This window comes from Phyllobacterium myrsinacearum, assembly GCF_014138285.1.
Taxonomy (GTDB): Bacteria; Pseudomonadota; Alphaproteobacteria; order Rhizobiales; family Rhizobiaceae; genus Phyllobacterium; species Phyllobacterium myrsinacearum_A.
The window spans coordinates 1,667,388-1,690,172 of the sequence record NZ_JACGXN010000001.1 but is presented as its reverse complement, the minus strand read 5'-3'; the positions used below and the strand labels follow the sequence as shown (position 1 = coordinate 1,690,172).

The window sequence follows — 22,785 nt, the reverse complement described above, 5'->3', positions numbered from 1 at the left end:
CCCTTCCCCTGATCCGGTCCCCTACTTTTGTCTAGGACAGATCGGAAAGCAATCCGGCAGCCACCGCAAGCCGCGAGACGGTCAAATCCCCGCCTTCAACGATGTTGACCATCCGCTGCCGCAACTCGTCTACGCGCACGCCCCGGTTCGCAATCCACTCCTTCGCCGGATCGGACTTCTTGCCGTATTCGCTGAGTGCAGCCACGGCGATGCCGCGCCGAGCCTGCGAAATCAGGTCGGATGCCCGCGCCAGTGCGATACCGTCATAGTAATCCGCAACGGATACGCCCCGCGCAGCTTCCACGATACGGCCGATGCGGAACGCTTCGGAAATATCGAAATAAGCCTTGGCGGCGCTGGCAATATCGGTACCGGCCTGCTGTGCAACCGCAGCAATATCCGGGATGATCGGCGCAATTTCCAATCGGGCGAGCTGAGCGGCGAGAGCCGCAGGCGCACCCAGTCCGGCATAATAAGCCGTATCGTCACGCAACTGGTTGCTCATGGACAGCGGCAGCAGCTTTTCGAGTTTGGGCTGCAAGGTAGCGCGCGCCGCCTTGATTTCCCCGATAGCCGCCTGCAGTCCCACACCGACGGTGCGGTTGCGCAGAACCCACGCCGTGGTCCAGTTCAGCATCTGCGCCACCTTGGCGTAGAAGCCGTTCTGCGCATCGCCGGGCAATGCGTTATCCAGCGCATCAATCTCGGCAAACAGTCCATCCACTTCGAAACCATCGCGCACGATCACGTAGGCACGCACGATATCCGGTGCCGATTGTCCCGTCAGATCGGCGAGACGGCTGACAAAGGTCGGACCGCCCCGGTTGATGGCATCATTGGCGAGCTGAGTCGCGATGATTTCCCGACGCAGACGGTGCGTGCGGATTTCCTCGCCATAACCTTCCTTCATCTGTTTCGGGAAGTAATCGAGCAGGCCACGCTCAAGATAGGGGTCATCTGGCAGGTTGCTGGCCAGCAGCTGATCCGACAGCACGATCTTGGCATAGGCGAGAAGAACGCCGAGCTCAGCGCGGCTGAGGGCAATGCCATCGGCCTGCCGTTCCGCCAAAGCCTTGTCATCCGGTAGGGTTTCCACCTTGCGGTTGAGCAGTTTCTTGGCTTCCAGCTCGCTCATGAAACGCGACTGATAGGCAAGATCGGTCAATCCGCGCCGCTGCGCCAAGGACAGCGCCAGCGTCTGCAGATAATTGTTGCGCAGGACGAGATCACCCACCTCATCAGTCATCGATTCAAGCAGCGTGTCGCGCTTGTCGCGCTGCAGCTTGCCGGAACGCATGGCCTGCGCCAGCGCGATCTTGATGTTGACCTCAACGTCGGATGTATTCACGCCGGCAGAATTATCGATAGCATCGGAATTGCACCGTCCGCCGGCAAGCCCGAACTCGATACGCGCCTTTTGCGTGACGCCAAGATTGGCGCCCTCGCCGATTACCTTGGCCCGCACATCGAGCCCGGTAATGCGGATGGCATCATTGGCGCGGTCACCCACTTCCGCATCAGTCTCGAAACTGGAGCGCACATAGGTGCCGATACCGCCGAACCACAGGAGATCAACCGGCGCTTTCAGAATGGCCGTCATGATTTCGAATGGCGTCGCCGTGGTCTTGGCCAGACCGATCACCTTGGCCGCCTCTTTCGACAGCGTGATGGACTTCTGCGAACGGGAGAACACACCACCCCCTGCCGAAATCTTCGACTTGTCATAGTCCTGCCAGCTGGAACGCGGCAGGTTGAACAGCCGCTGGCGCTCTTTCAGGCTGGCTTTGACGTCCGGTTCCGGGTCAATGAAGATATCGCGGTGATCGAACGCCGCAACAAGCTTGGTCTGCGGCGATAGCAGCATGCCATTGCCAAAGACGTCGCCGGACATGTCACCGACGCCGACTGCCACAAAAGGTACTTTCTGGATATCCGTGCCGATTTCGCGGAAATGCCTTTTTACGGCCTCCCAGGCACCACGAGCGGTGATGCCCATCTTCTTATGGTCGTAACCGGCCGAACCACCCGATGCGAAGGCATCATCCAGCCAGAAATCATGCGCCTGGCTGATCGCATTGGCGGTATCGGAGAATGTCGCGGTACCTTTGTCAGCAGCGACGACGAAATAGGGATCGTCGCCATCCAGCCGCAGGATATTGTCCGGCGGCACGACAGTTTCGCCTTGCAGGTTATCCGTCACCGACAACAGGGTCGCAATAAAGGTGATGTAGGCGGAACGCCCGGCTTCGAAGATCACATTGCGGTCGCCGCCTGCCGGCAGTCGCTTGGGGTAAAAACCGCCTTTGGCACCCACCGGCACGATAACCGCGTTCTTGACCTGCTGTGCCTTGACCAGGCCCAGGACTTCCGTGCGGTAGTCTTGTGCTCGATCCGACCAGCGCAACCCGCCACGAGCGACCGGACCAAAGCGCAGGTGGACACCTTCAACTTCGGGACCATAGACAAAGATTTCGCGATAGGGCCGAGGCTCCGGCAAGTCATCCAGCGCACGCGGGTCAAGCTTGAAGGCCAGCGTCACACGTTCACCGCCATCTTCCTCAGGTGCAAAGGCATTGGTGCGCAATGTCGATTCGATCAGATTGAGGAAACGGCGCAGAATACGGTCATCATCAAGGCTTGGCACACCCTGAAGCGCCTCTTCGATGGAAGCGCGAATGGTTGCCTGTTTGCGTTCCGATTGAGCAGAGCTGCCTTTTTTCGGATCAAGCCGCTGTTCGAACAGAGTGAACAATTGCTTGGCAATATCGGGATAGCGATTGAGCGCTATCGCAATGAAATCCTGCGAATAGGGTATCCCCGCCTGCTGCAGATAGCGGCCATAGGCGCGAAGGATAATGATCTGGCGTGCCGTGAGCTGTCCCGTGAGGGCAAGAGCATTGTAACCGTCATTATCTGATCTGCCGCTCCATATGTTGCGGAACACATCTTCAAACAAATCGCCGTTGTCTCTGAGGTCGATCGGTGAGCCGGAGGTACTGACCAATTCCATATCATGCACGAAAAGCGGGCTTCCATCACCGGCGGGCAATGCAAAGGTCTGCTCACTGATTACCCGGAAGCCCATATTTTCGAGCAGCGGCACGCGCTGGGACAGAGCGACAGCTGAACCGTAGTGATAGATTTTCAGCGATGCTGCGTTGGGACCGTCTGTCCGGTGACGATAAAAATCAACGAACAGAGGATTCGTGCGCGACAGCCCGGCAATGCGGCTGGCATCGACCAGCGCTTCATCCGGTGAAAAGTTTTCGCGGTAGGAATCGGGAAATACCGCAGCAAGCGACGAAAACTCGGCAAGGCCGCTGCGATCGCCGACCTCGGCCACGGCATCTTCCCAGGTGCGGACGATGGAACGGACAGTCTCCTCCAGAACCTCGCGCTTGACCTTGGGAAAGTCATTATCCGCATGGCCGATGATGAAATGGACGCGCGCCAGATTGCCTTCCGGGAACGCCGGGTAATAGGCGGAAACATGCCCCTGATAGATGGACGCGAAATAGGATCCCATCTTCTCGCGCACAATGGAATCGTAACGTTCGCGCGGAACGTAAACGATGATGGAGGCAAACCGGCCGAAGGGATCAATGCGCGGCAGCACGCGAACCCGCGGACGCTCGCCAAGTGCCAGAATGATCTCGGCATTGCGGGTCAATGTCTTGATATCGATCTGGAAAAGATCGTCGCGCGGATACCCCTCGAGAACCTTGATCAGCTGTTTGCCCGAGTGATCCTCGCGATTGAAACCCAATCGGCTGATGACACTTTCCGTCTTCGAGCGCAGATAGGGGATTTTCAGTACGGAACGCGTATAGGCTCCGGAGGTAAACAGCCCGACGAACCGCAATTCGCCGCTCACCTTCCCCTTCGCGTCATAGGTTTTGATGCCGATATAATCCATATAGCCGCGGCGATGCACCAGAGACTTGGTGTTCGCCTTGGTAACGATCAGCGGCTCGGGGCCTGTGAGAAACGCAATGATCTGCGGTGTAGTCGTCACGCCCTGATTGCCGCGTTTAAGCACACGCACATCGGGATCACGCAGAATACCCAGACCGGGTTTGCCCGAACGTTCCAGCTCGCCCTGGCTGCCATCGCCCTCATAGTCGTACTCGCGCACACCAAGGAAAGTAAAATTATTGTCGCGCAGCCATTCGAGGAATTCGACCGCTTCTTCGGCCGCAGCCTTCTTCATGGGCGTCTTGCCGGTCTTGTACGCCTCGATTGCATCACCGAGACGCGCAACCATGGCGGCACGGTCGTTCACCGCTTCGCGTACTTGCTTGAGCACAAGATTGAGCGCTTCGACCATGATTTCGCGTACAGGTGCATCCAGCGCCGGCACGTGAATCTGCATCACCGAAACACGTATCTCGTCTTTGCCTGGCTTGTCGGGACCAGCGCCGCCAATAACGGCACCGCTTTTCTTGTCGACGTCCATCACCGGATGCAGGACCAGATAGACCGAACTGACCCGCTCGCTGATCTCGCCAAGAACCGAGTCGAGCAGGAAGGGCATATTATCGTTGATCAGGGTGACAACAGTGATCGGTCTGCCGTCGCGGTAGACCGCACTGCCATCCGAAAGATCGATGAGAGGCGTACCTGATTTGAACCGGCTGAGCGCATCCTCAGCGAGCTTGGCGGAAGCTGTCAGAGCGCCGGCATCGTAATCGGCAAGGTCTTCTGCGGGAGCCCGCGCAAACAGCAGCTCTTCAAACAACCCTGGCGTTTGTTTCTTCTCTTTCGTGGCTTTGGCTGTTTTTGATGCCGGAGCGACTTTTCCGCCCGATTTTTTCGTTGAAGCCATCAGAATCTCTCCCTGAACAGGCATTTTGGCTGATCATAGCCACTGAAATTGCATTTTCGACTGCAAACTGCACGCCAGACGTAAAATTCGCATGACATCGTGCAGGTTACAATTCGACCAAATGGTCATCGAGTTCGTTGACGTTATCGGGACCCGCCGGAAAATGGGTCTCCAACAGATGGCCCGCTTGCTGAATAGCCTTGAGAAAACCCGAGGCATGGTCTTCCAGCGCGGCATGGTCCGTCAGGATTGTGACAATGCCATTCCACTCATCCTGCCCAACTTTTGCATTGATACCGGCATCGGCCACCACCTCGGCATAACGCTCCGCCAGCGACACAAAAAGCAGAATTCCCGTCCGTTTCTCGGTGAGGTGTACATTGCGTGTCAGGAATTGCTGAACCGCGTTGAGATGCGCACGCTGATAGAGAATGCGTTTGGGCACAAATCGCAGGCTGAGTCCCGGTATCAGCCAGAGAAGAAGAATGGCCGTCGCGAACGCCGCAAGGATCGCTAGGCCAAAGAACGGCAGGGAGATCGTGAACCAGTACCAATGGGCGGCCAGCGCAACGATGATGGCAGCAATCAGAATACCCACCGTGACGGCGAAACCGGCAACAAAGAAGTAGGTATCGCTGCTGCGCGCGAGCACAGCATAGATTTCGCCGCTCGTGCGGCTTTCCGCATCACGGATCGCTGCGGCAATGCGGGCGTGATCGTTGTCGCTCATCACTGACATGTTCTCTCCTACCAGCTTCCCGACGCGCCGCCGCCGCCGGACGATCCGCCACCGCCCGAAAAGCCACCGCCGCCACCACCGGAGGACCAGCCGCCCCCACCGCCCGAAGACCAGCCACCACCGGAACCACCGCCGGACGATCGCGTATCAATGACCATGCCGAGCCATTTGTACCGGCCGGGCCCGATTTTCTGGCCAAAAACCGGAACAAGTATCGCCATTCCGAATCCGCCGAAGAAAATGATGACCCATATCGAAATGAAGATGACCCCAAACCAGTCGATATCGGAGGATTCGTCTTTGATATTCCGCTTTGCCCGCGCTTCGAGTTCGGCTGAATCACCCGACAGCACCTTCAGGATGTCGTCGACCCCTCGCGCTATCCCTCCGGAATAATCGCCCGAGCGGAAGCCGGGAATGATGGCGTTCTCGATGATGAGTTTTGACAGAAGGTCCGTCAGTGTTCCTTCCAGGCCATAGCCGACTTCAATGCGCACCTTGCGGTCATTGGGCGCAACGACAAGGAGCACACCGTTGTTTTCCTGTTTTTGTCCCAGGGCCCAGGCACGATAGAGCCGGTTGGAATAGGGCTCTATCGCCTCTCCATCGAGACTTGGAACAGTAACCACAACCACCTGATCCGAGGATTTTGCTTCGAACGCCGCGAGCTTCTGGGTGATCGCATCCCGCGTTCCGGCATCGATGACATTGGCTCCATCAACAACCCGCCCCGTCAATACGGGCAGGTCTGCTGCCTGGACATGGCTGAGAAACAGCCCGAGTAAGACCGGTATCAGGAGCAAGCCGTATGAAATCCGCCTTGAAAAGGGATTCCATACGGTAATGACCGCACTTTGGCGCATGCTGCGCATTATGAAAGCCTAGAATTTGACTTGGGGTGTTTGCTTGGCGGAGTCGTCGATGGTGAAAGTCTGGAATGGTTCGCTGCTGGTGTACCAGATCCAGGTCCAGATAATCGTCGGCATGGTCCTGAGCGATGTATTATAAACCCGCACCGCCTCGATATAGTCGCGGCGCGCAACCGCTATACGGTTTTCAGTGCCTTCGAGCTGTGATTGCAGTGCCAGGAAGTTCTGATTGGACTTGAGGTCCGGATAGTTTTCGACAACCGCCAGAAGCCGCGACAGGGCGCCGGTCAAATTGGCCTGATTGTCCTGGAATGCCTTGAAGGCATTGGGATCTTTGAGGGTATCCGGAGTGACCTGCACCGATGTCGCCTTGGCGCGTGCTTCGACGACTGACGTCAGCACATCTTTTTCCTGAGCCGCATAACCTTTGACGGTTTCAACGAGATTAGGGATAAGGTCGGCGCGGCGCTGATACTGGTTGAGCACTTCACTCCATGCGGCCTTGGCCTGCTCTTCATTGGTCGGAATCGTATTGAAGCCGCACGCGGACAGCAGCGGAACGAGGACAACGAGAGCAAGAACCGAAAAGACATTGCGGGGCAGAAAGCCGGTCAAAGACGCCATTTTTTGCATAAAACTCTCTCCTCAATACTCATTTTCCTGACCTGTTGGCCATTTTGGAACGAAGCAGGCTGAGCGTAGCCATTTTTTGCTGCAAAAGGAACTGGCAAAGCGCTATGCTGCCTTGCAACAAGGATCAAGCGGAATCGCCATGGCTGCAAATGACAAAGAACGTCAGGCTGTAACAGAATCGAAGCAGATTCTGGAGCGCATCGGCCATGAGTCCAATCCTGCCGGGCGGTCTGCGGTTGAGCGCACTGTCTCCAGAACCAAAGACCATTTCACCGCAGAGGATGCCGACACAACAGATCCGATAGAAATCTGGGGAACGCGCATTGGCCGGTTTCTGGGATTGCTTGTGTTGATTGCCATGTTTATCTGGTTGATCAGTCTTATCATCGGCAAAAGCTGAGTCCGTGGGCTCACCCCCGCTTTTCCGAACTCTTTCTCGAGTATCTCCATGACCGGTTCTGTTGCTCCCTCCTCCAATGCTGTCATCGTCATATCCAGCCACGTCGTGCGTGGTTCCGTCGGCAACCGGGCGGCAGTCTTTGCCCTTGAGACCCTCGGTCACCCCGTCTGGGCCGTGCCGACGGTCATATTGCCTTGGCATCCGGGTCATGGACCAGCCAAGCGCATCGTGCCGGAACCCCAGCAATTTGATGATCTGATCGCGGATCTCGAGCGCGCGCCCTGGCTCGGCGAGGTGCGAGCGATCATGACGGGCTATCTCGGCAATGCCGCGCAGGCGACGTCCGTTGCCCGCCTCGTCAAGAAGGTCAAAAGCCAGAACAAGGATGTGCTCTATCTCTGCGATCCCGTGATCGGCGATACAAAGGGATTGTATGTTCCCGAAGCAACCGCCGTTGGCATCCGCGACGAACTCATGCCGCTGGCGGATATTTCGACACCCAACCGTTTCGAACTTGCCTGGCTTGCCGGAGCTGATCTGCCCGACAACAAGGCGATCATGCAAGCTGCCTTGCACGCCGGGCCCGGCACGATGCTGGTAACCTCCGCCCATCCCATGCTGGCGGGTGGCACGGGGAATCTTCTGGTCACCCACTCCTTCGCCATGCTCGCCGAGCATCGCCTCGTGACCGGTCCGACCAATGGACTTGGCGACCTGACGTCGGCGCTCTTCCTCGCACGCATGCTGGCTGGCCTTGATCATGAACAGATTTTGCAGCGCACCACTGCATCCGTCTTTGAAATCATGGCCCGCTCGGCGAAGCGTGGCGCCGACGAGTTGATGCTCGAAGCCGATGCTTCCAGCCTCTCAACCCCAATGGCCATGATCCAGATGCGCAGGCTGACCCATCCGAGCAAAGGCATAAGGGCCTGAACACAATTATGATGGTGTTGATCAGACCATTGGAGACCGCTGACATCGGGCGTGTCCGTAAAATCGACGGTTCTTTTCGGGTGGAAGCGCGGCTTGTGCTTTCCCTTGCCGATGGCGTCATCGATTATCAAACAGCTCCTGTTGAGCCCTATATCAAGTGCTATGATGAGGAAGATGATCTGGCTGACTATATTGGTGTCAGCGACAAGGCAGGCTTTCTTGCCCTGATAGACCGGACACCGGCCGGTGTTCTTCAACTGTCGGAAAACTGGAACAAGTACGCCATCATCGACAACATTGCCGTGGATGCACACTTCCGCAAAGCGGGCATGGGGAAGATGCTTGTCGATCAGGCCATCGAGTGGGCAAGAGCACGCGACCTTGCCGGCGTTATGCTGGAAACCCAGGATAACAATGCCGCCGCCTGTGCATTCTACCGGCATTGCGGCTTTACCCTGCGCGGTTTCGACACGGGCCTTTACAAAGCAATCCCGATGACACGACAAGAAACTGCCCTATTTTGGTATCTGACATTTGAGCCCTGAGCCTCTGGCTCGCTGCTACCTACGCAAGACTAATTGATCTTCCCCTCAATCGGGATTAATGCACCATCATGACCATGCTTCCTGAGAGACTGCTCACCGGTTATCGCACCTTCATGGCACAGCGGTATGCCAATGAAACCATGCGCTACCGCCAGTTGGCCGAACAAGGCCAGACTCCTGAAACGCTGGTAATCGCCTGTTGCGACTCCCGCGCTGCACCCGAGATCATTTTCGACACCAGCCCCGGCGAGATTTTCGTCATCCGCAATGTCGCCAATCTGGTCCCGCCCTATTCACCCGACGGTGAATACCACTCGACCTCGGCGGCGCTGGAATTTGCTGTACAAAGCCTCAAGGTGAAAAACATCGTGGTTTTGGGTCACGGACGCTGCGGCGGTATCAAGGCCGCGCTTGATACGGAAAGCAAACCGCTTTCACCCGGTGATTTCATCGGCAAATGGATGAGTCTGGTGGCGCCCGCTGCCGAAGCCGTTGCCGCCAATGAGCTCATGACGCCGTTCGAACGCCAGACCGCCCTGGAGCGCATTTCCATCCGCTATTCCCTGAAGAACCTGCGCAGTTTCCCCTGTGTCGACATTCTGGAGAAGAAGGGCCGCCTCACCCTGCACGGTGCATGGTTCGATATCTCGACGGGCGAATTGTGGGTGATGAATCCTGAAACTGGGGATTTTTTGCGCCCTGACCCGGAACTGGTCGACCTTCAGCCGGGGCAATAACCGATGCAGAGGCTGTTGGTCTCCCTTGTGCTGCTTCTCAGCCTCGCCCTGCCATCTCTGGCCGAAGATACACCGGAAAGGCTTGCCGAGCGCTGGTACGCGGCACTCGAAACCGCCAACAGGTCCGAATTTGCCGATCTCCTGACCGACGACGCAACGATTATTATTGAAGATCAGGAGATAGAGCAGACCAAGAGCGAATTTCTCGCTTCTCTTGACGAATGGGAAAGCGCGGTAAAGGGAACGACCGTCAGGCATAAATTGGGCGGCATGGAGAACGGCAAACTGACAATGTTCGTGTGCTACGAGTTCCCCGGGAACACCACCTATTCCCGCGAAATATTCAGCTTCCGCAATGGCAAGATCAGTGCCAGCGCACAGGGTGCAATAGGCGAGACCTGCGAAGGCTTTTAAAGATAAGGCCGATGCAGAGCACCGGCCTTTTCTGACTCATCGCGGATCGAGACCAATCTCAGTTGCCGTCGATCTGCGCGCCCATGATGGCAATAGTCTGCTGGTACACCGTTGCTGCGTTCCATTCCTGGATTGCCGCAAAATTCGGCTGTCCGGGCTGATAACCCGCACCGCGCTGCCAGCCATGACCGGCGAGATAATTCGCGGTCGATGCCAGCGCATCAGCTTTGGAATGAACCATATCGATATGACCGCTGCCATCGCCATCAGCACCGTACTTCAGTACGTTGGCAGGCATGAACTGCGTCTGGCCGATTTCACCGTGCAGGGCGCCTCTGGCATCGGCAGCAAGGTCATCCTTGTCGATCAGACGCAAGGCTGCATAAAGCTGCTCAGTAAAATAGGCACTGCGGCGGCAATCATAAGCAAGGGTCGCCACGGCGGACAATGTGTGCTGGTTTCCTGTGGCCGCACCGAAACCGGTTTCCAGACCCCAGATGGCAATGATGGGACCAGCTGGCACGCCGTACCGCTTTTCAATACTGGCGAACAGAGCTGCATTCGCGGCCTTCTGCCTCTTGCCGCGCGCTACGATCGCCTGAGCGCCGCGCACCTGCATGAACTTCTCGAGGGAGTATTTGAAGCTCTTCTGATTCCGATCATAGCTGATCGTCTTGGATGCGTAGGTCAGGTTGTTAAGGGCATTCAGACCCTTGCTGCCAATACCCTGGGATTTGGCTTGTTGCTTGAACTGTTCAACCCATGCCGGAAATCCAGCGGAATTGTTGCCGCACTGGGCCGCTGCCTGAGCCGCTCCTGCTGTCATGAGAAGCGCGGCTGCTACGCCCGCAAAAAACTTGCCTTTGGCAACAAACGCCATGGAAATCTCCTTAAAAGTTAAATCTACTTTGAACCTATCTGCCATTTTTCTGTCATTCTGTCATCTGGCAGAATCGGGCGATATTGGGCGAAACCGCGCCTATTCCGTTTATTCTGGCCCAGTTTTGCCGTTCCATCGCTCTCTGAGTGCGTTTCGTGGATCTCCGGCAGATCCTCCATACCCGAACCATACGCAACCCATGATTGCTTAGTACAACCTGATTCGGCGGCAATGCTTAGACTTATTGATAGGCAGCCTAGAAAACTATGCAGAAGAGCGAACCGTGGTGATAGGCTTTATCGGGCAGAACCTTTTCACGCTTTTATACCGAACGCGGTGACCAGATTAGAGTCATATCCTTACGCAGATCGACAACCATCGAGATCAGAAGATATGCAAACGAATATGACTGAGAAACGGCACACAGAGCACGCATTCAAGTGGCTTTGGATAAGATTACCCCCGAAGAAGATGCTGCGCTTACCAAGGCAGGGCTGGCAGATCCGGATACTGTTCTCATTACACAATTGAGTAAGCGCAAGCCTGGCAGGCCGGTTGCGGATATAACCAAGACGCCTGTCTCCATCCGGCTCAGCCCTGATGTGCTTGATTATTTCCGTTCCGGTGGTCCCGGCTGGCAGAGTCGTATCGACGAGGTCTTGCGCAAAGCGGCGGGGCTGAAAAAGCGCGCATAGCAGCGGCCACCTTGACTTTGAGCTGCATTTACTGTTTAAGCCGCGCATCAATCCGCGACGAGTTCCAAACTCCGAGCAGCCGACCGGGGCCCCGCAAGGGTCTGACGATCCCGGAGGTCAACACCCGACAGCGCGATGCGCCCTCGGGTGCAATTTTGCTTTGAGCCGCATTTTGGGTATGGGCTTTGGCGCGGAGGATGCTTACCTCTCGGGGAAACGGTTCCCGGAAGGATAAAGGAAAACGGATGTTTGAGAGCTTACAGGAACGACTAGGTTCGATTTTGAATGGCCTGACGGGTCGCGGCGCGTTGTCGGATGCCGACGTCGCGGCGGCCTTGCGCGAAGTGCGCCGGGCACTGATCGAAGCTGACGTTGCCCTCGATGTTGTCCGCTCGTTCACGGACAAGGTCCGCGCCAAGGCTGTCGGCGCTGAAGTCCTGAAGAGCATCAAGCCGGGCCAGATGGTCGTCAAGATCGTCCATGATGAACTCGTCGACATGCTCGGTGCCGAAGGCGTCACTATTGACCTGAATGCCCCGGCTCCCGTCGTTATCATGATGGTTGGTCTGCAGGGCTCCGGTAAAACCACCACCACGGGCAAGATCGGCAAGCGTCTGACCGAACGCTCGAAGAAAAAAGTACTGATGGCGTCGCTCGATACGCGCCGACCGGCTGCCCAGGAACAGCTGCGGCAGCTTGGCGTGCAGACTGGCGTCGATACGCTCCCCATTATTGCCGGTCAGACACCGGTCGAGATCGCCGCGCGCGCGGTACAGGCTGCCAAGCTCGGCGGTCATGATGTCGTTATTCTCGACACGGCAGGCCGTACGCACATTGACGAGCCCTTGATGGTCGAGATGGCCGACATCAAGAAGAAGACCAATCCGCATGAAATTCTGCTCGTTGCCGACGCCCTGACCGGTCAGGATGCCGTCAATCTCGCGCGGTCCTTCGATGAGCGTGTTGGTATTACCGGCCTTGTCCTCACCCGCATGGACGGCGATGGCCGTGGCGGTGCAGCCCTCTCGATGCGTGCTGTTACCGGCAAGCCGATCAAACTGATCGCCACCGGCGAAAAGATGGATGCGCTGGAGGAATTCTACCCGCGGCGTATCGCTGACCGTATCCTCGGCATGGGTGACATTGTTTCGCTCGTTGAAAAAGCAGCCGAAAACATCGACGCGGAAAAAGCCGCAGCGATGGCCAAGAAGATGCAGTCCGGCAAGTTCGATCTCAACGATCTGGCGGACCAGATCGGCCAGATGCAGAAGCTTGGCGGCATGGGCGGCATCATGGGCATGATGCCCGGCATGGGCAAGATGAAGGATCAGATGGCAGCAGCGGGTCTTGACGACTCCATTTTCAAACGCCAGCTCGCGATCATTTCATCAATGACTGCTGCCGAACGCACCAATCCGGACATGCTGAAACATTCACGCAAGCAGCGCATCGCCAAGGGCTCCGGCACCAATGCCGCCGACATCAACAAGCTTCTCAAAATGCACCGCCAGATGGCGGATATGATGAAGGCGATGGGCGGCAAGGGCAAAGGCGGCATCATGAAACAGATGATGGGCGGTATTGGTGCAAAGATGGGTCTTGGCGGTTTAGGCGGCATGGGTGGTATGGGCGGCATGCCCGACCTGTCCAAGATGGACCCGAAACAGCTTGAAGCCTTGCAGAAACAGGCGGAAGCCGCCGGATTCGGCAAGGGTGGTGGATTGCCCGGTCTTCCCGGCGGTCTCGGTGGTGGTGGTTTGGGTGGCGGCCTCCCGCGCTTGCCCGGCCTTGGTGGCGGCCTTCCGGGCCTGCCGAAGAAGAAGGGATAAGCATGACGTCTTCCTCTCTGCCCAAAGAATTGCTCGAACTGCGCGCATCCATCGACAATATCGATGCGGCGCTGATCCACATGCTGGCGGAACGTTTCCGCTGCACCAAAGCCGTGGGTGTGCTGAAGGCCAAGAATGGCCTCGCTGCTGCCGATCCCGCGCGCGAAAAACGACAGGTTGAACGTCTGCGCTCCCTCGCCCAGTCGGCCGACCTCGACCCCGATTTTGCCGAGAAGTTTCTGAACTTCATCGTCAAGGAAGTGATCAGACATCACGAAACAACTGCGGCCAAAGAGAACGCCGCGAACTAACCTAAGGAGAATACCCCATGTCTATCAAGATTCGCCTGGCACGCGCCGGCTCCAAGAAGCGCCCTTACTACCACGTCGTTATCGCTGACGTTCGCGCACCACGCGACGGCCGTTTCATCGAAAACGTTGGTTCCTGGAACCCGATGCTTCCTAAGGACGGCGATCGCGTCAAGCTTGATGCGGACCGCATCAACTACTGGATAAGTCACGGCGCACAGCCGACAGACCGCGTTCTGCGCTTCCTCGATCAGGCTGGCATTGCCAAGCGCGACACACGCAACAACCCGGAAAAGGCTCTTCCAGGCAAGAAGGCTCAGGAGCGTATTGCTTTTGCCAAGCAGGCTGAAGAAGATGCGAAGGCAAAGGTTATTGCGGAAGCAGAAGCTGCAAAGGCAGCTGAAGAAGCCGCCAAGGCTGCTGCCGCTGAAGCTGCTGCTGCCCCTGCAGAAGAAGCTGCGACTGAAGAAGCCGCCAGCTAATAAACGGCCTCACATATCGACCGCAAAACGGGTGGCTTTGCCGCCCGTTTTTGTTTTAATCAGTATCTACCGTCAGCCCATCCCAGGCGGCCATGGCCGCGTTTGCAGTCTTCACCAGCTGATCCAGTGTCGAGCCGTCGCGTGCGGTGATCGACATCCCGTGCTGTACGGTCGCGTAGAACTCGGCAACCTGCTGAAGATCGACCGTTTTTGAAAGTTCGCCTTCGCGTACCCCGCGTTCCAGACGCTCACGTAAAAGTGTTACATTATCGAGACGGCGTTCCCTCAGAAGAGAACAAGGCGTGTCCACGCCTTCCTCACCATGCAATGCACCCAGAACCACCATGCATCCATGCGGCTGGCCAGGTTGCGTATGCGAAATGGCTGTCTGCATAAGAAAATCAGCAATCCCCTTTTTTGCAGTTTCTGCCATTGGCAAAGAATTCTTGATGCGCTGTCCAACTTGGTTGCTGTAAAGTTCAACCGCCGCCCTGAACAGACCAGCCTTGCTGCCGAAAGCCGCGTAAAGGCTTGGCGCGTTGATCTGCATCGCCGCGGTCAGATCAGACATCGAGGCACTGTCATACCCCTTCTGCCAGAAAACCAGCATTGCGCGTTCCAACGCAGCATCACGATCAAATGCGCGGGGCCGACCTTTCGGCGACATGACAAACTCCTTTTGTAACAATCAATACATAAATCACTTGACGCCTCTGCGCAAGAGTGGCAATGGTTTATGTATCAATCATTACAAAAAGGAAAACTGATGTCTCGTCTCTCCAATAAAGTCGCCTTCGTCACCGGCGGTAGCCGCGGTATCGGCGCAGCCATTGCCCTTAAACTGGCAGAAGATGGTGCGGATATCGCCATCACCTACACCAGCGCTCCTGATAAGGCGGATCAGACGGTCAAGGCCGTCGAAAAACTTGGCCGCCGGGCAATTGCCATCAAGGCGGACAATACAGATGCGAAAGCGGTTGAGAGCGCGGTCAACGAAGCCCACGCCAAACTCGGGCGGCTGGATATTCTTGTAAACAGTGCTGGCGTCTACACAATGGACACCGTCGATAAGCTGGAACTGGAAGAATTTGATCGCGTGATGTCAATTCATGTTCGTGCAAGCTTCGTTGCCGCAAAGGCTGCCGCCGCACTCATGCCCGCAGGCGGGCGAATCATCAGCATCGGCAGCAATCTGGCAGAAATCGTGCCTTTCTCTGGCCTCATCGCCTACTCGACCAGCAAGGCCGCATTGATTGGCCTGACCAAGGCACTGGCACGCGACCTCGGACCCAGGGAGATCACCGCGAACATTGTTCATCCCGGCTCTACGGACACGGATATGAATCCTGCCAATGGCGATCACGCTGAAGGCCAGCGCGCCCGCATGGCTATCCCGCGTTTCGGTGAGGCAAAGGACATTGCCGGTCTCGTGGCATTTCTTGCCGGCGAAGAGGGCCGTTTCATCAATGGTACATCGCTCACAATCGATGGCGGCGCGAACACTTGATCAATCCAAAATGTCCCGGGTGGTTTTCCGCCCGGGTTTTTCTATTGCTCGCCCTTGCGTACCAGACGGCCTTCTTCGGCCTTGTGGAAAAACTGCGAACACACCAGCCAGCCCTTCAGCGGCCGTAGAAGGATAAGGCTTCCGAAGAGTGTCAGTGGTAGTGTGGTGAAAATATGCACCCAGATTGAGACCTCATAGGTCGTCTGTAGCCAGAGTGCGAACAGCATCGCCGGAACCGCCACAATGGTCATGGCAAAAAAAGCGGGGCCATCCGCCGGATCGGCAAAGGAATAATCCAGTCCGCAAACTTCGCAGGAGGGTGCAAGCTTGAGGAACCCGTGGAACAATCGCCCCTGTTGGCACTGCGGACAGCGTCCAAGGATGCCGGTCTTCATTGGATTGTCAGTCGCGTGGTAGTGGCCTGTCTGAGACATGGCGGAGCCTTTCCAAAGCTGATCTATTGTATGGATATTTGTATGACTAAACGTACAATACGCATACTATTTATGCAGAACATAGACATTGTATGCAGAAAAGCAAGTGCAGTGACTCATCAACCGCCAAATTTGTCCTTGCCCGGGCATAATCATCCGGATAATTGTACGGCGATAAACCATACAAAGAGCCTGACATGACCGTTTGGAAGCCTCGAATCGCCACCACATCCCGTTATAAGCACCAGGGCATTGTCGATGCGCTGGTGGCCGACATTGAGACCGGTGTATTGAAGCCGGGTGATTCTCTTCCTCCCCAGCGCGAGATTGCCAAGCAGCTCGGAATTGATCTGACCACCGTCACCCGGGCAATGACCGAAGCACGACGCCTTGATATCATCGAAGCGAAAGTCGGCTCCGGAACCACCATAAAGGGCTCGTTGGCACAGCCCGTGCAAAGCATGGCATCCCTTCTGACGGACCTTGATTTGACAATGATCATTCCACCGCAACCGGCAGAAGCGGATCTTCACGGCCACCTGATCAACGGGGTCAGTCACGTCCTCAATGGCGCATCGAGCCACTTCCTCAGCTATCAGGAAGGCACCGGAACAGAGGCTGCACGGGCCGCCGGAACAAAATGGCTGGCCCCGCGCTTTGGCGAAGCGCCGTCGGCCGATCGCCTGCTGGTCGCTGGAGGCGCTCAGAGTGCACTCTTTGCCATTTGCAGCCTCCTGGCCGGGCAAGGTTCCATATGCGCCGCAGCATTGACCTATCCCGGTCTGAAATCGGTCTGCTCGGCACTTGGCATCCCTCTGCACCCGCTTGCCACGGACAGGAGCGGGATTATCCCCGATGTGTTCGAAAGTTGCTGCAGAACGTCGAAACCCAAGGCGATTTACCTCTGCCCCTCGATCGATAATCCAACAACGGTGACGATGCCGCTTTCACGCCGTCAGATCATCGTCAGCATCGCCCAACGCCACGATGTCATGATTATCGAGGACGATCCCTATGCAGAGCTTCTTGATAACCCCTTGCCCGCGATCGCCTCGATAGCACCCGATATCACCTGGCATATCGCAACTCTCTCGAAATGCGCCACACCGGCATTGCGCGTGGCCTATGTTGTCTGCCCCTCCGGGCTGGACGTGCTGAAGCTTGCATCGAGCCTGCGTGCCAGCAATCCCACCGCATCGCCACTGCTGATGGCCATCGCCACCGCATGGATCAATGAGGGCATTCTTTACAGGATTGCCGATGCCATCCGTGAAGAAAGCCGTGCGCGGCAGGCCATCGCCCGAAAGGTTCTGAAGAACTGGCATTTCTCGGCACAGCCTGCCGCCCACCACCTTTGGCTTGACGTGCCGGTCCAGTGGAGCGCCGCGGAGTTTTCTGCTCTCGCGCGCCGTTCCGGCATCGGAATCGTTCCCGCCTCGGCCTTCAGCATTGCCCCGACGGCACCTGAAGCTGTCCGGCTGTCACTGGGAGCTGCGCCAAACAGGGAAAGGCTTGAGCAGGCACTGGTCCTGCTTGACCGGTTGCTGCACGAGCCGCGTTTCGCTACGGGGATTATTGTCTAGAGAAAGCTTCCCTGCGCGGTAATGGGGTGAAACACGGGCTCTTCCGATTTCCGTGCGGCAACCCGGTGTTCCAGATCAAGCAGAAAGCGCTTGCGCGGCTGGCCGCCGCCATAGCCGGTCAACGATCCGTCAGCCCCAATGATCCGGTGACAGGGAACGACAATGGCAATGCGATTCTGGCCGTTCGCACCGCCCACCGCCCGGCTGGAATTCGGCTTGCCGAGTGCCCGTGCCATCCCGCCATAGGTACGGGTTTCGCCAAAGGGAATGTCGAGGAGCATGGACCAGATCGTACGCTGAAACGGCGTGGCAGGCAGAAACAGGGGCGTCTTGAACACCGTCTGTTCCCCGGCAAAATAGGCCGCTATTTCGCCTTCGATCTGATCGAGATACCGGTGGTTGCCGGGCATGATGGTATAGCGATAGCGCTGCTCGAGTTCCGTCAGTTCCGCAGGTAAGGCAGGCCGGTCGGCGAACTCAAGCAGCGAAAGCCCTTCATCGTTCGCCATGGCAATCATGGGACCGATTGGCGTCTGGATATGTTTGTAGCGCAAGGTCTTTGTCACGAGGATCTCCCGACTCATGCGCGCGATTCTATCCGCTTGTCCTCAAGCCGCCACCCGATTCTTGTCAGGCACTACTGTCAGCGATATTGACTTTTATACCCGCCCGGCCAAGCGACAGGACAATGGCTTCGGGGGGTGCAGAGTCGGTTACAAGTTCATCAAACCCGGTGAAATCACAGACCTGAACAAGACCCTGCCGGCCGAACTTGGATGCATCCGTCACTACCACCGATCGCTCGCCACGCGACAGGACCATCCGCGCGAATTCCGCTTCCTCCAGATTGTAGTCCATCAATCCGTGCGTCGCATCGACAGCGCCGATGGAGATGATGGAATGAGCAACATTGAAGCGGCTTATAAAGTCGATGGCAAGCGCACCGAAAGCAGCACCGTTGTCGCTGCGCAGTTCGCCACCCGCCATGAAAACCTTGTTGCCGTTCACCGTCGCCAGTGTTCGCGCGATGTCGGAAGAATTGGTCACGACGGTCAGGTTGCGGTATTGCAGCAGCTCCCGCGCCAGAAAACTTGTCGTCGTGCCGGTATCGAGCATGATCGAGTCGCCATTACCGATAGTGCTCGCAACATATCTGGCGATTGCCCGCTTGGCGCCGGCATTCTCGCGCATACGCCGCTCGAATGGTGCTTCACCCAGATGTTGCGGCAGTCCGACAGCACCATGGGTTCGTACGATGACACCTTCATCCGTCAGCGGTTTGACGTCACGCCGTATCGTTTCCAGGGAAACGCCGAGCCTTTGCGCCAAATCCGAAATCGAGATCGTACCTTCATCCTGCAAAACTTTCGTGATCTCACCACGCCGTTTGGAAACCATAATTCACCTCGTCAATGCTGCATGACCAATGCAGCCTCAAACATCATTACCACAAAAATTTTATATATCAGTCATAAAAACCACAAAAACTCACAGAAATGCATTGACAAGGCCTGTGATGCGGATGAGATTTACCGCATAGGGTACTCAAGGCGGGGACCCATTTCTCTGGATTGCCCATGACGCAGAGCCAGACCAGTGAAGCCCGGATTGCTGCGTTGCCGCTATGGCGCGGAACCATTCGCGTATCGCTCCTCAAGGGCGGGATCAGCAATGAAAGCTACGTCGTCGAGGATAGTGCCCGCAAATATGTGGTGCGCTTTGGCCGGGATTACCCATTTCATCATGTCTTTCGCGATCGCGAGGCCATGACGGCCAAGGCAGCCCATAAGGCCGGATTTGCACCGGAGCTTTTCTACGCGGACGAAGGCGTCATGGTCTCGGCATTTCTCGGCGCCAAAACCTACAACGCACCTGACGTGCGTAGAAACATTGCTGGTGTTGCCAACCTGATCCGGCAGTTCCATTCGACAATGCCGGAGCATATTACCGGCGCCGGATTCATGTTCTGGGTGTTTCATGTCATCCGCGACTATGCCCGCACACTGGCTGCGGGCAAGAGCCGTATGGTCGGTCATCTGGACAGCTACCTCGCCATAGCCACGGAGATGGAGACGGCGCAGATCCCCTTGCCGATCATCTTCAGCCACAATGATCTCTTGCCCGCCAATATCCTCGACGACGGTGAGCGTCTCTGGTTGATCGATTTTGAATATGCGGGCTTTTCCACGGCCATGTTCGATCTTGCCGGCATCGCCTCCAACGCCGGTCTGAGTGACGATGAATCGGAAGCATTGCTGGCCCTCTATTTCGGGACTTCGCCTGACTCCGCGCTGAAACGCGCCCATGCGGCCATGCAGTGTGCCTCGCTGCTGCGCGAAGCCATGTGGGGCATGGTCTCCGAACTCTACCTCAATGCACCCGGCGTCGATTACGCCGCCTATACCCACGAAAATCTGGAGCGGCTGGATCAGGCGCTCGACCGGTTTCGAACCACATACGGAAACAGATCATGACCCTGCCCAATCACGCTCAGATCGTCGTTATCGGCGGCGGCATCATCGGCTGTTCGACAGCCTACCATCTTGCCAAGGACCACAAAGCCGATGTCATCCTTCTGGAACAGGGACAGCTGACGTCAGGTTCAACCTGGCATGCGGCGGGACTGGTCGGGCAGTTACGCTCCTCCGCATCGATCACACGCGTCCTCAAATACTCGGTCGATCTATACAAACGGCTTGACGAGGAGACCGGTCTGGCAACGGGCTGGAAAATGACGGGCTGCCTGCGGCTTGCCACCAATCAGGATCGCTGGACCGAGTTTCGGCGCTTGGCAACAACCGCTGGCAGCTTCGGCATGGAGATGCATCTTCTATCGCCGCAGGAGGTCAAGGCTATGTGGCCACTCATGCGCGTTGATGACCTGGTTGGAGCGAGCTGGCTGCCGACGGACGGACAGGCGAGTCCCTCTGATATTACTCAGTCGCTCGCGCGTGGTGCGCGCATGAACGGCGCGAAACTGGTCGAGAATATTCGCGTGACCGGTTTCGAGATGGACGGTGAGCGTATCGTCAAGGTCAAGACGGATCAGGGTGACATCACCTGTGAAAAGGTGGTCAATTGCGCTGGCCAATGGGCACGGCAGGTGGGGGCGATGGCGGGCATCAACGTCCCGCTCCAACCCGTCAAGCACCAGTATATCATTACAGAAAAGATCGATGGCCTGTCCTCTGATGCGCCGACAATCCGTGACCCCGACCGGCGCACCTATTTCAAGGAAGAGGTGGGCGGACTGGTCATGGGTGGCTATGAGCCCAATCCGCAGGGTTGGGTGACCGGCGATGTACCCGAAGATTGGCAGTTCCGCCTGTTCGACGATGATTTCGATCATTTTGAACAGCATATGGTGCAGGCCATCAAGCGTATTCCCGCCCTCGAAACCGTCGGCGTCAAGCAGATGATCAATGGGCCTGAGAGTTTCACGCCCGACGGCAATTTTATCCTCGGGCGGGCTCCCGAATGTTCCAACATGTTTGTCGGCGCAGGCTTCAATGCCTTTGGCATCGCGTCCGGGGGCGGCGCTGGCTGGGTTCTGGCCCAGTGGGTCATCGATGGCGAAGCGCCGCTCGATCTCTGGACCGTCGATATCAGGCGCTTCTCCAATCTCCACCGCGATCGCGACTGGGTGCTCGATCGCACGCTGGAAGCCTACGGCAAACATTACACGATCGGTTTTCCGCATGAGGAGTACACGTCCGGACGGCCTGCCATCATGTCGCCCCTCTACGATCGTCTGAAGCGGCATGGTGCCGTTTTCGGTTCAAAACTCGGGTGGGAACGCCCCAACTGGTTCGCGCCGAAGGGCGTGGAAGCGATCGACATCTATTCAATGGGTCGGCAGAACTGGTTTGATCAGGTCGGTAAAGAGCATGCGCTTATCCGGGAAAAGGTCGGCATTTTCGACCAGTCTTCCTTTGCCAAGTATGAACTGACAGGCAAGGACGCGCTAAAGGCATTGGACTATATCTGCGCCAATGATGTCGCCAAGCCCGTGGGGCGCCTGACTTACACGCAGCTTCTCAATACCCGCGGCGGCATTGAATGCGATCTCACCGTCGCGCGGCTTGCCGAGGACAAATTCTATATCGTGACCGGAACCGGTTTCCGGACACATGACTTTGCCTGGATCAGGGACCATATCGGGGAAGGGCTGGATGCACGCCTGGTCGATATCACCGAGCATTTCGGCACGCTTTCCCTCATGGGACCGAAAGCGCGGGATGTCCTCGCCCGGATCACGGAGACCGACGTTGGCAACAGCGCCTTCCCCTTTGGTCATGTCAGGGAAATCACCGTTGCCGGCGCAACGGTCCGCGCCCTGCGTGTCACCTATGTCGGTGAACTCGGCTGGGAACTGCACATCCCCATTGCCGCCACCGGCGCCGTCTTCGACGCCTTGATGCTGGCCGGTGCGGATTTCGGCATAGAGCCAGTCGGATACCGGGCACTGGAATCCCTGCGGCTGGAAAAAGGCTACCGTGCTTGGGGTTCCGACATCACCCCGAATGACTCGCCTTTCGAGGCCGGGCTGGGCTGGGCCGTCAAACTGCGCAAAAACACGGAATTCCTTGGCCGGAAAGCCAGTGAGACCATTCGGGCTACCCCACTCAAGAAGCGCTTTGCCGGGTTCACGGTGATCAAGGACGACGTGGTTCTTCTCGGGCGCGAGACAATCCTGCGCAACGGCGAAGCGGTCGGTTATCTGACCAGCGGCGGTTTTGGCTACACGATCGGCAAGCCCATCGGCTTTGGTTATGTACGTCATCCGGATGGTGTGACGGATGGTTTTCTGACCGATGAAACCTACGAACTCATTGTCGCCAATGAACGGTTCCCCGCCAGAATTCACCTCGATCCTCTCTACGATCCGCAGAACGCAAAAGTGAAGGCGTGAGGGATTGATTAACCCTTGAACTGAGCACGCCAAAACCCCAGCAATTCAGCCCCCTGCGGC

22 protein-coding genes are annotated in these 22,785 nt (G+C 57.1%); 13 read left to right on the top strand and 9 right to left on the bottom strand.

The annotated features are described in order from the left end of the window. Window positions 1–31: 31 nt before the first annotated feature. The 4 genes from FHW16_RS08410 to FHW16_RS08395 form a co-directional block, all read right to left on the bottom strand. A complete protein-coding gene (locus FHW16_RS08410) occupies window positions 32–4,825 on the bottom strand; it encodes an NAD-glutamate dehydrogenase (RefSeq protein WP_182548612.1) in 4,794 nt (1,597 codons plus the stop codon). Between the two features lie 106 nt (window positions 4,826–4,931). Continuing rightward, the gene (locus FHW16_RS08405) at window positions 4,932–5,564 is read right to left on the bottom strand and encodes a TPM domain-containing protein (RefSeq protein WP_182548611.1); all 633 of its coding nucleotides are present in this window, start codon (window positions 5,562–5,564) and stop codon (window positions 4,932–4,934) included. An 8-nt stretch (window positions 5,565–5,572) separates the two neighbouring features. Continuing rightward, window positions 5,573–6,427, bottom strand: a complete 855-nt coding sequence (locus FHW16_RS08400) for a TPM domain-containing protein (protein WP_182548982.1) — start codon at window positions 6,425–6,427, stop codon at window positions 5,573–5,575. A gap of 18 nt (window positions 6,428–6,445) precedes the next feature. Next, entirely contained in the window at window positions 6,446–7,066 is a 621-nt protein-coding gene (locus tag FHW16_RS08395; protein WP_182548610.1) for a LemA family protein, read from the bottom strand. A 139-nt stretch (window positions 7,067–7,205) separates the two neighbouring features. Here FHW16_RS08395 and FHW16_RS08390 point away from each other — a divergent pair, with 139 nt between their 5' ends. From FHW16_RS08390 to FHW16_RS08370, 5 genes are all read left to right on the top strand, one after another. Next, window positions 7,206–7,466, top strand: coding sequence for a hypothetical protein (locus FHW16_RS08390; RefSeq protein ID WP_182548609.1), 261 nt, complete (start codon window positions 7,206–7,208; stop codon window positions 7,464–7,466). A 48-nt stretch (window positions 7,467–7,514) separates the two neighbouring features. Next, a complete protein-coding gene (gene pdxY / locus FHW16_RS08385; protein WP_182548608.1) occupies window positions 7,515–8,399 on the top strand; it encodes a pyridoxal kinase PdxY in 885 nt (294 codons plus the stop codon). Window positions 8,400–8,407: 8 nt separating this feature from the next. Then, complete coding sequence (locus FHW16_RS08380; RefSeq protein WP_182548607.1) at window positions 8,408–8,944, top strand: GNAT family N-acetyltransferase; 537 nt, start codon at window positions 8,408–8,410, stop codon at window positions 8,942–8,944. A gap of 68 nt (window positions 8,945–9,012) precedes the next feature. Then, window positions 9,013–9,681, top strand: coding sequence for a carbonic anhydrase (locus FHW16_RS08375; protein WP_182548606.1), 669 nt, complete (start codon window positions 9,013–9,015; stop codon window positions 9,679–9,681). Between the two features lie 3 nt (window positions 9,682–9,684). After that, the gene (locus tag FHW16_RS08370; protein ID WP_182548605.1) at window positions 9,685–10,095 is read left to right on the top strand and encodes a nuclear transport factor 2 family protein; all 411 of its coding nucleotides are present in this window, start codon (window positions 9,685–9,687) and stop codon (window positions 10,093–10,095) included. A 58-nt stretch (window positions 10,096–10,153) separates the two neighbouring features. On the opposite strand, the gene FHW16_RS08365 is transcribed toward FHW16_RS08370, so the two are convergent. Further along, complete coding sequence (locus FHW16_RS08365) at window positions 10,154–10,975, bottom strand: lytic murein transglycosylase (RefSeq protein WP_182548604.1); 822 nt, start codon at window positions 10,973–10,975, stop codon at window positions 10,154–10,156. 440 nt (window positions 10,976–11,415) lie between these two features. Between FHW16_RS08365 and FHW16_RS08360 the strand changes: the two genes are divergently transcribed. The 4 genes from FHW16_RS08360 (at window position 11,416) to rpsP (ending at window position 14,289) form a co-directional block, all read left to right on the top strand. After that, window positions 11,416–11,670: a BrnA antitoxin family protein gene (locus tag FHW16_RS08360; RefSeq protein WP_348643862.1), complete on the top strand. Its 255-nt coding sequence runs from the start codon at window positions 11,416–11,418 to the stop codon at window positions 11,668–11,670. Between the two features lie 245 nt (window positions 11,671–11,915). Next, window positions 11,916–13,499 carry a signal recognition particle protein gene (gene ffh, locus FHW16_RS08355; RefSeq protein ID WP_182548603.1) on the top strand — a complete coding sequence of 528 codons (1,584 nt, stop codon included), beginning with the start codon at window positions 11,916–11,918 and terminating at the stop codon, window positions 13,497–13,499. A gap of 2 nt (window positions 13,500–13,501) precedes the next feature. Then, window positions 13,502–13,810 carry a chorismate mutase gene (locus FHW16_RS08350; RefSeq protein WP_182509252.1) on the top strand — a complete coding sequence of 103 codons (309 nt, stop codon included), beginning with the start codon at window positions 13,502–13,504 and terminating at the stop codon, window positions 13,808–13,810. A 17-nt stretch (window positions 13,811–13,827) separates the two neighbouring features. Then, window positions 13,828–14,289 carry a 30S ribosomal protein S16 gene (gene rpsP / locus FHW16_RS08345; RefSeq protein ID WP_182548602.1) on the top strand — a complete coding sequence of 154 codons (462 nt, stop codon included), beginning with the start codon at window positions 13,828–13,830 and terminating at the stop codon, window positions 14,287–14,289. A 55-nt stretch (window positions 14,290–14,344) separates the two neighbouring features. Here rpsP and FHW16_RS08340 read toward each other — a convergent pair whose 3' ends face one another. Beyond that, entirely contained in the window at window positions 14,345–14,956 is a 612-nt protein-coding gene (locus FHW16_RS08340) for a TetR/AcrR family transcriptional regulator (RefSeq protein ID WP_182548601.1), read from the bottom strand. Window positions 14,957–15,055: 99 nt separating this feature from the next. Between FHW16_RS08340 and FHW16_RS08335 the strand changes: the two genes are divergently transcribed. Then, a complete protein-coding gene (locus FHW16_RS08335; protein ID WP_182548600.1) occupies window positions 15,056–15,796 on the top strand; it encodes an SDR family oxidoreductase in 741 nt (246 codons plus the stop codon). A gap of 41 nt (window positions 15,797–15,837) precedes the next feature. On the opposite strand, the gene FHW16_RS08330 is transcribed toward FHW16_RS08335, so the two are convergent. After that, the gene (locus tag FHW16_RS08330; protein WP_182548599.1) at window positions 15,838–16,230 is read right to left on the bottom strand and encodes a DUF983 domain-containing protein; all 393 of its coding nucleotides are present in this window, start codon (window positions 16,228–16,230) and stop codon (window positions 15,838–15,840) included. 197 nt (window positions 16,231–16,427) lie between these two features. Between FHW16_RS08330 and FHW16_RS08325 the strand changes: the two genes are divergently transcribed. After that, window positions 16,428–17,813, top strand: a complete 1,386-nt coding sequence (locus FHW16_RS08325; RefSeq protein WP_182548598.1) for a PLP-dependent aminotransferase family protein — start codon at window positions 16,428–16,430, stop codon at window positions 17,811–17,813. Here the strand turns inward: FHW16_RS08325 and FHW16_RS08320 are convergent. After that, window positions 17,810–18,379 carry a methylated-DNA--[protein]-cysteine S-methyltransferase gene (locus FHW16_RS08320; RefSeq protein WP_348643861.1) on the bottom strand — a complete coding sequence of 190 codons (570 nt, stop codon included), beginning with the start codon at window positions 18,377–18,379 and terminating at the stop codon, window positions 17,810–17,812. The genes FHW16_RS08325 and FHW16_RS08320 overlap by 4 nt on opposite strands. A 64-nt stretch (window positions 18,380–18,443) precedes the next feature. Beyond that, window positions 18,444–19,214, bottom strand: a complete 771-nt coding sequence (locus FHW16_RS08315) for a DeoR family transcriptional regulator (protein ID WP_182548979.1) — start codon at window positions 19,212–19,214, stop codon at window positions 18,444–18,446. 176 nt (window positions 19,215–19,390) lie between these two features. On the opposite strand from FHW16_RS08315, the gene FHW16_RS08310 reads away from it, so the two are divergent. Further along, entirely contained in the window at window positions 19,391–20,287 is an 897-nt protein-coding gene (locus FHW16_RS08310) for a phosphotransferase (protein WP_182548597.1), read from the top strand. Continuing rightward, window positions 20,284–22,725, top strand: coding sequence for a GcvT family protein (locus FHW16_RS08305; protein WP_182548596.1), 2,442 nt, complete (start codon window positions 20,284–20,286; stop codon window positions 22,723–22,725). The genes FHW16_RS08310 and FHW16_RS08305 overlap by 4 nt, the downstream gene beginning before the upstream one ends. Window positions 22,726–22,785: the final 60 nt, after the last annotated feature.

What these genes read in the sequence shown, in the direction of transcription:
- FHW16_RS08405 (WP_182548611.1), bottom strand. Translation starts at nt 5,564, where the DNA reads ATGTCAGTGATGAGCGACAACGATCACGCCCGCATTGCCGCAGCGATC.
- FHW16_RS08340 (WP_182548601.1), bottom strand. Translation starts at nt 14,956, where the DNA reads ATGTCGCCGAAAGGTCGGCCCCGCGCATTTGATCGTGATGCTGCGTTG.
- FHW16_RS08325 (WP_182548598.1), top strand. Translation starts at nt 16,428, where the DNA reads ATGACCGTTTGGAAGCCTCGAATCGCCACCACATCCCGTTATAAGCAC.
- FHW16_RS08370 (WP_182548605.1), top strand. Translation starts at nt 9,685, where the DNA reads ATGCAGAGGCTGTTGGTCTCCCTTGTGCTGCTTCTCAGCCTCGCCCTG.
- FHW16_RS08380 (WP_182548607.1), top strand. Translation starts at nt 8,408, where the DNA reads ATGATGGTGTTGATCAGACCATTGGAGACCGCTGACATCGGGCGTGTC.
- FHW16_RS08305 (WP_182548596.1), top strand. Translation starts at nt 20,284, where the DNA reads ATGACCCTGCCCAATCACGCTCAGATCGTCGTTATCGGCGGCGGCATC.
- ffh (WP_182548603.1), top strand. Translation starts at nt 11,916, where the DNA reads ATGTTTGAGAGCTTACAGGAACGACTAGGTTCGATTTTGAATGGCCTG.
- FHW16_RS08390 (WP_182548609.1), top strand. Translation starts at nt 7,206, where the DNA reads ATGGCTGCAAATGACAAAGAACGTCAGGCTGTAACAGAATCGAAGCAG.
- FHW16_RS08410 (WP_182548612.1), bottom strand. Translation starts at nt 4,825, where the DNA reads ATGGCTTCAACGAAAAAATCGGGCGGAAAAGTCGCTCCGGCATCAAAA.
- rpsP (WP_182548602.1), top strand. Translation starts at nt 13,828, where the DNA reads ATGTCTATCAAGATTCGCCTGGCACGCGCCGGCTCCAAGAAGCGCCCT.
- FHW16_RS08365 (WP_182548604.1), bottom strand. Translation starts at nt 10,975, where the DNA reads ATGGCGTTTGTTGCCAAAGGCAAGTTTTTTGCGGGCGTAGCAGCCGCG.
- pdxY (WP_182548608.1), top strand. Translation starts at nt 7,515, where the DNA reads ATGACCGGTTCTGTTGCTCCCTCCTCCAATGCTGTCATCGTCATATCC.
- FHW16_RS08350 (WP_182509252.1), top strand. Translation starts at nt 13,502, where the DNA reads ATGACGTCTTCCTCTCTGCCCAAAGAATTGCTCGAACTGCGCGCATCC.
- FHW16_RS08375 (WP_182548606.1), top strand. Translation starts at nt 9,013, where the DNA reads ATGACCATGCTTCCTGAGAGACTGCTCACCGGTTATCGCACCTTCATG.
- FHW16_RS08330 (WP_182548599.1), bottom strand. Translation starts at nt 16,230, where the DNA reads ATGTCTCAGACAGGCCACTACCACGCGACTGACAATCCAATGAAGACC.
- FHW16_RS08400 (WP_182548982.1), bottom strand. Translation starts at nt 6,427, where the DNA reads ATGCGCCAAAGTGCGGTCATTACCGTATGGAATCCCTTTTCAAGGCGG.
- FHW16_RS08335 (WP_182548600.1), top strand. Translation starts at nt 15,056, where the DNA reads ATGTCTCGTCTCTCCAATAAAGTCGCCTTCGTCACCGGCGGTAGCCGC.
- FHW16_RS08310 (WP_182548597.1), top strand. Translation starts at nt 19,391, where the DNA reads ATGACGCAGAGCCAGACCAGTGAAGCCCGGATTGCTGCGTTGCCGCTA.
- FHW16_RS08395 (WP_182548610.1), bottom strand. Translation starts at nt 7,066, where the DNA reads ATGCAAAAAATGGCGTCTTTGACCGGCTTTCTGCCCCGCAATGTCTTT.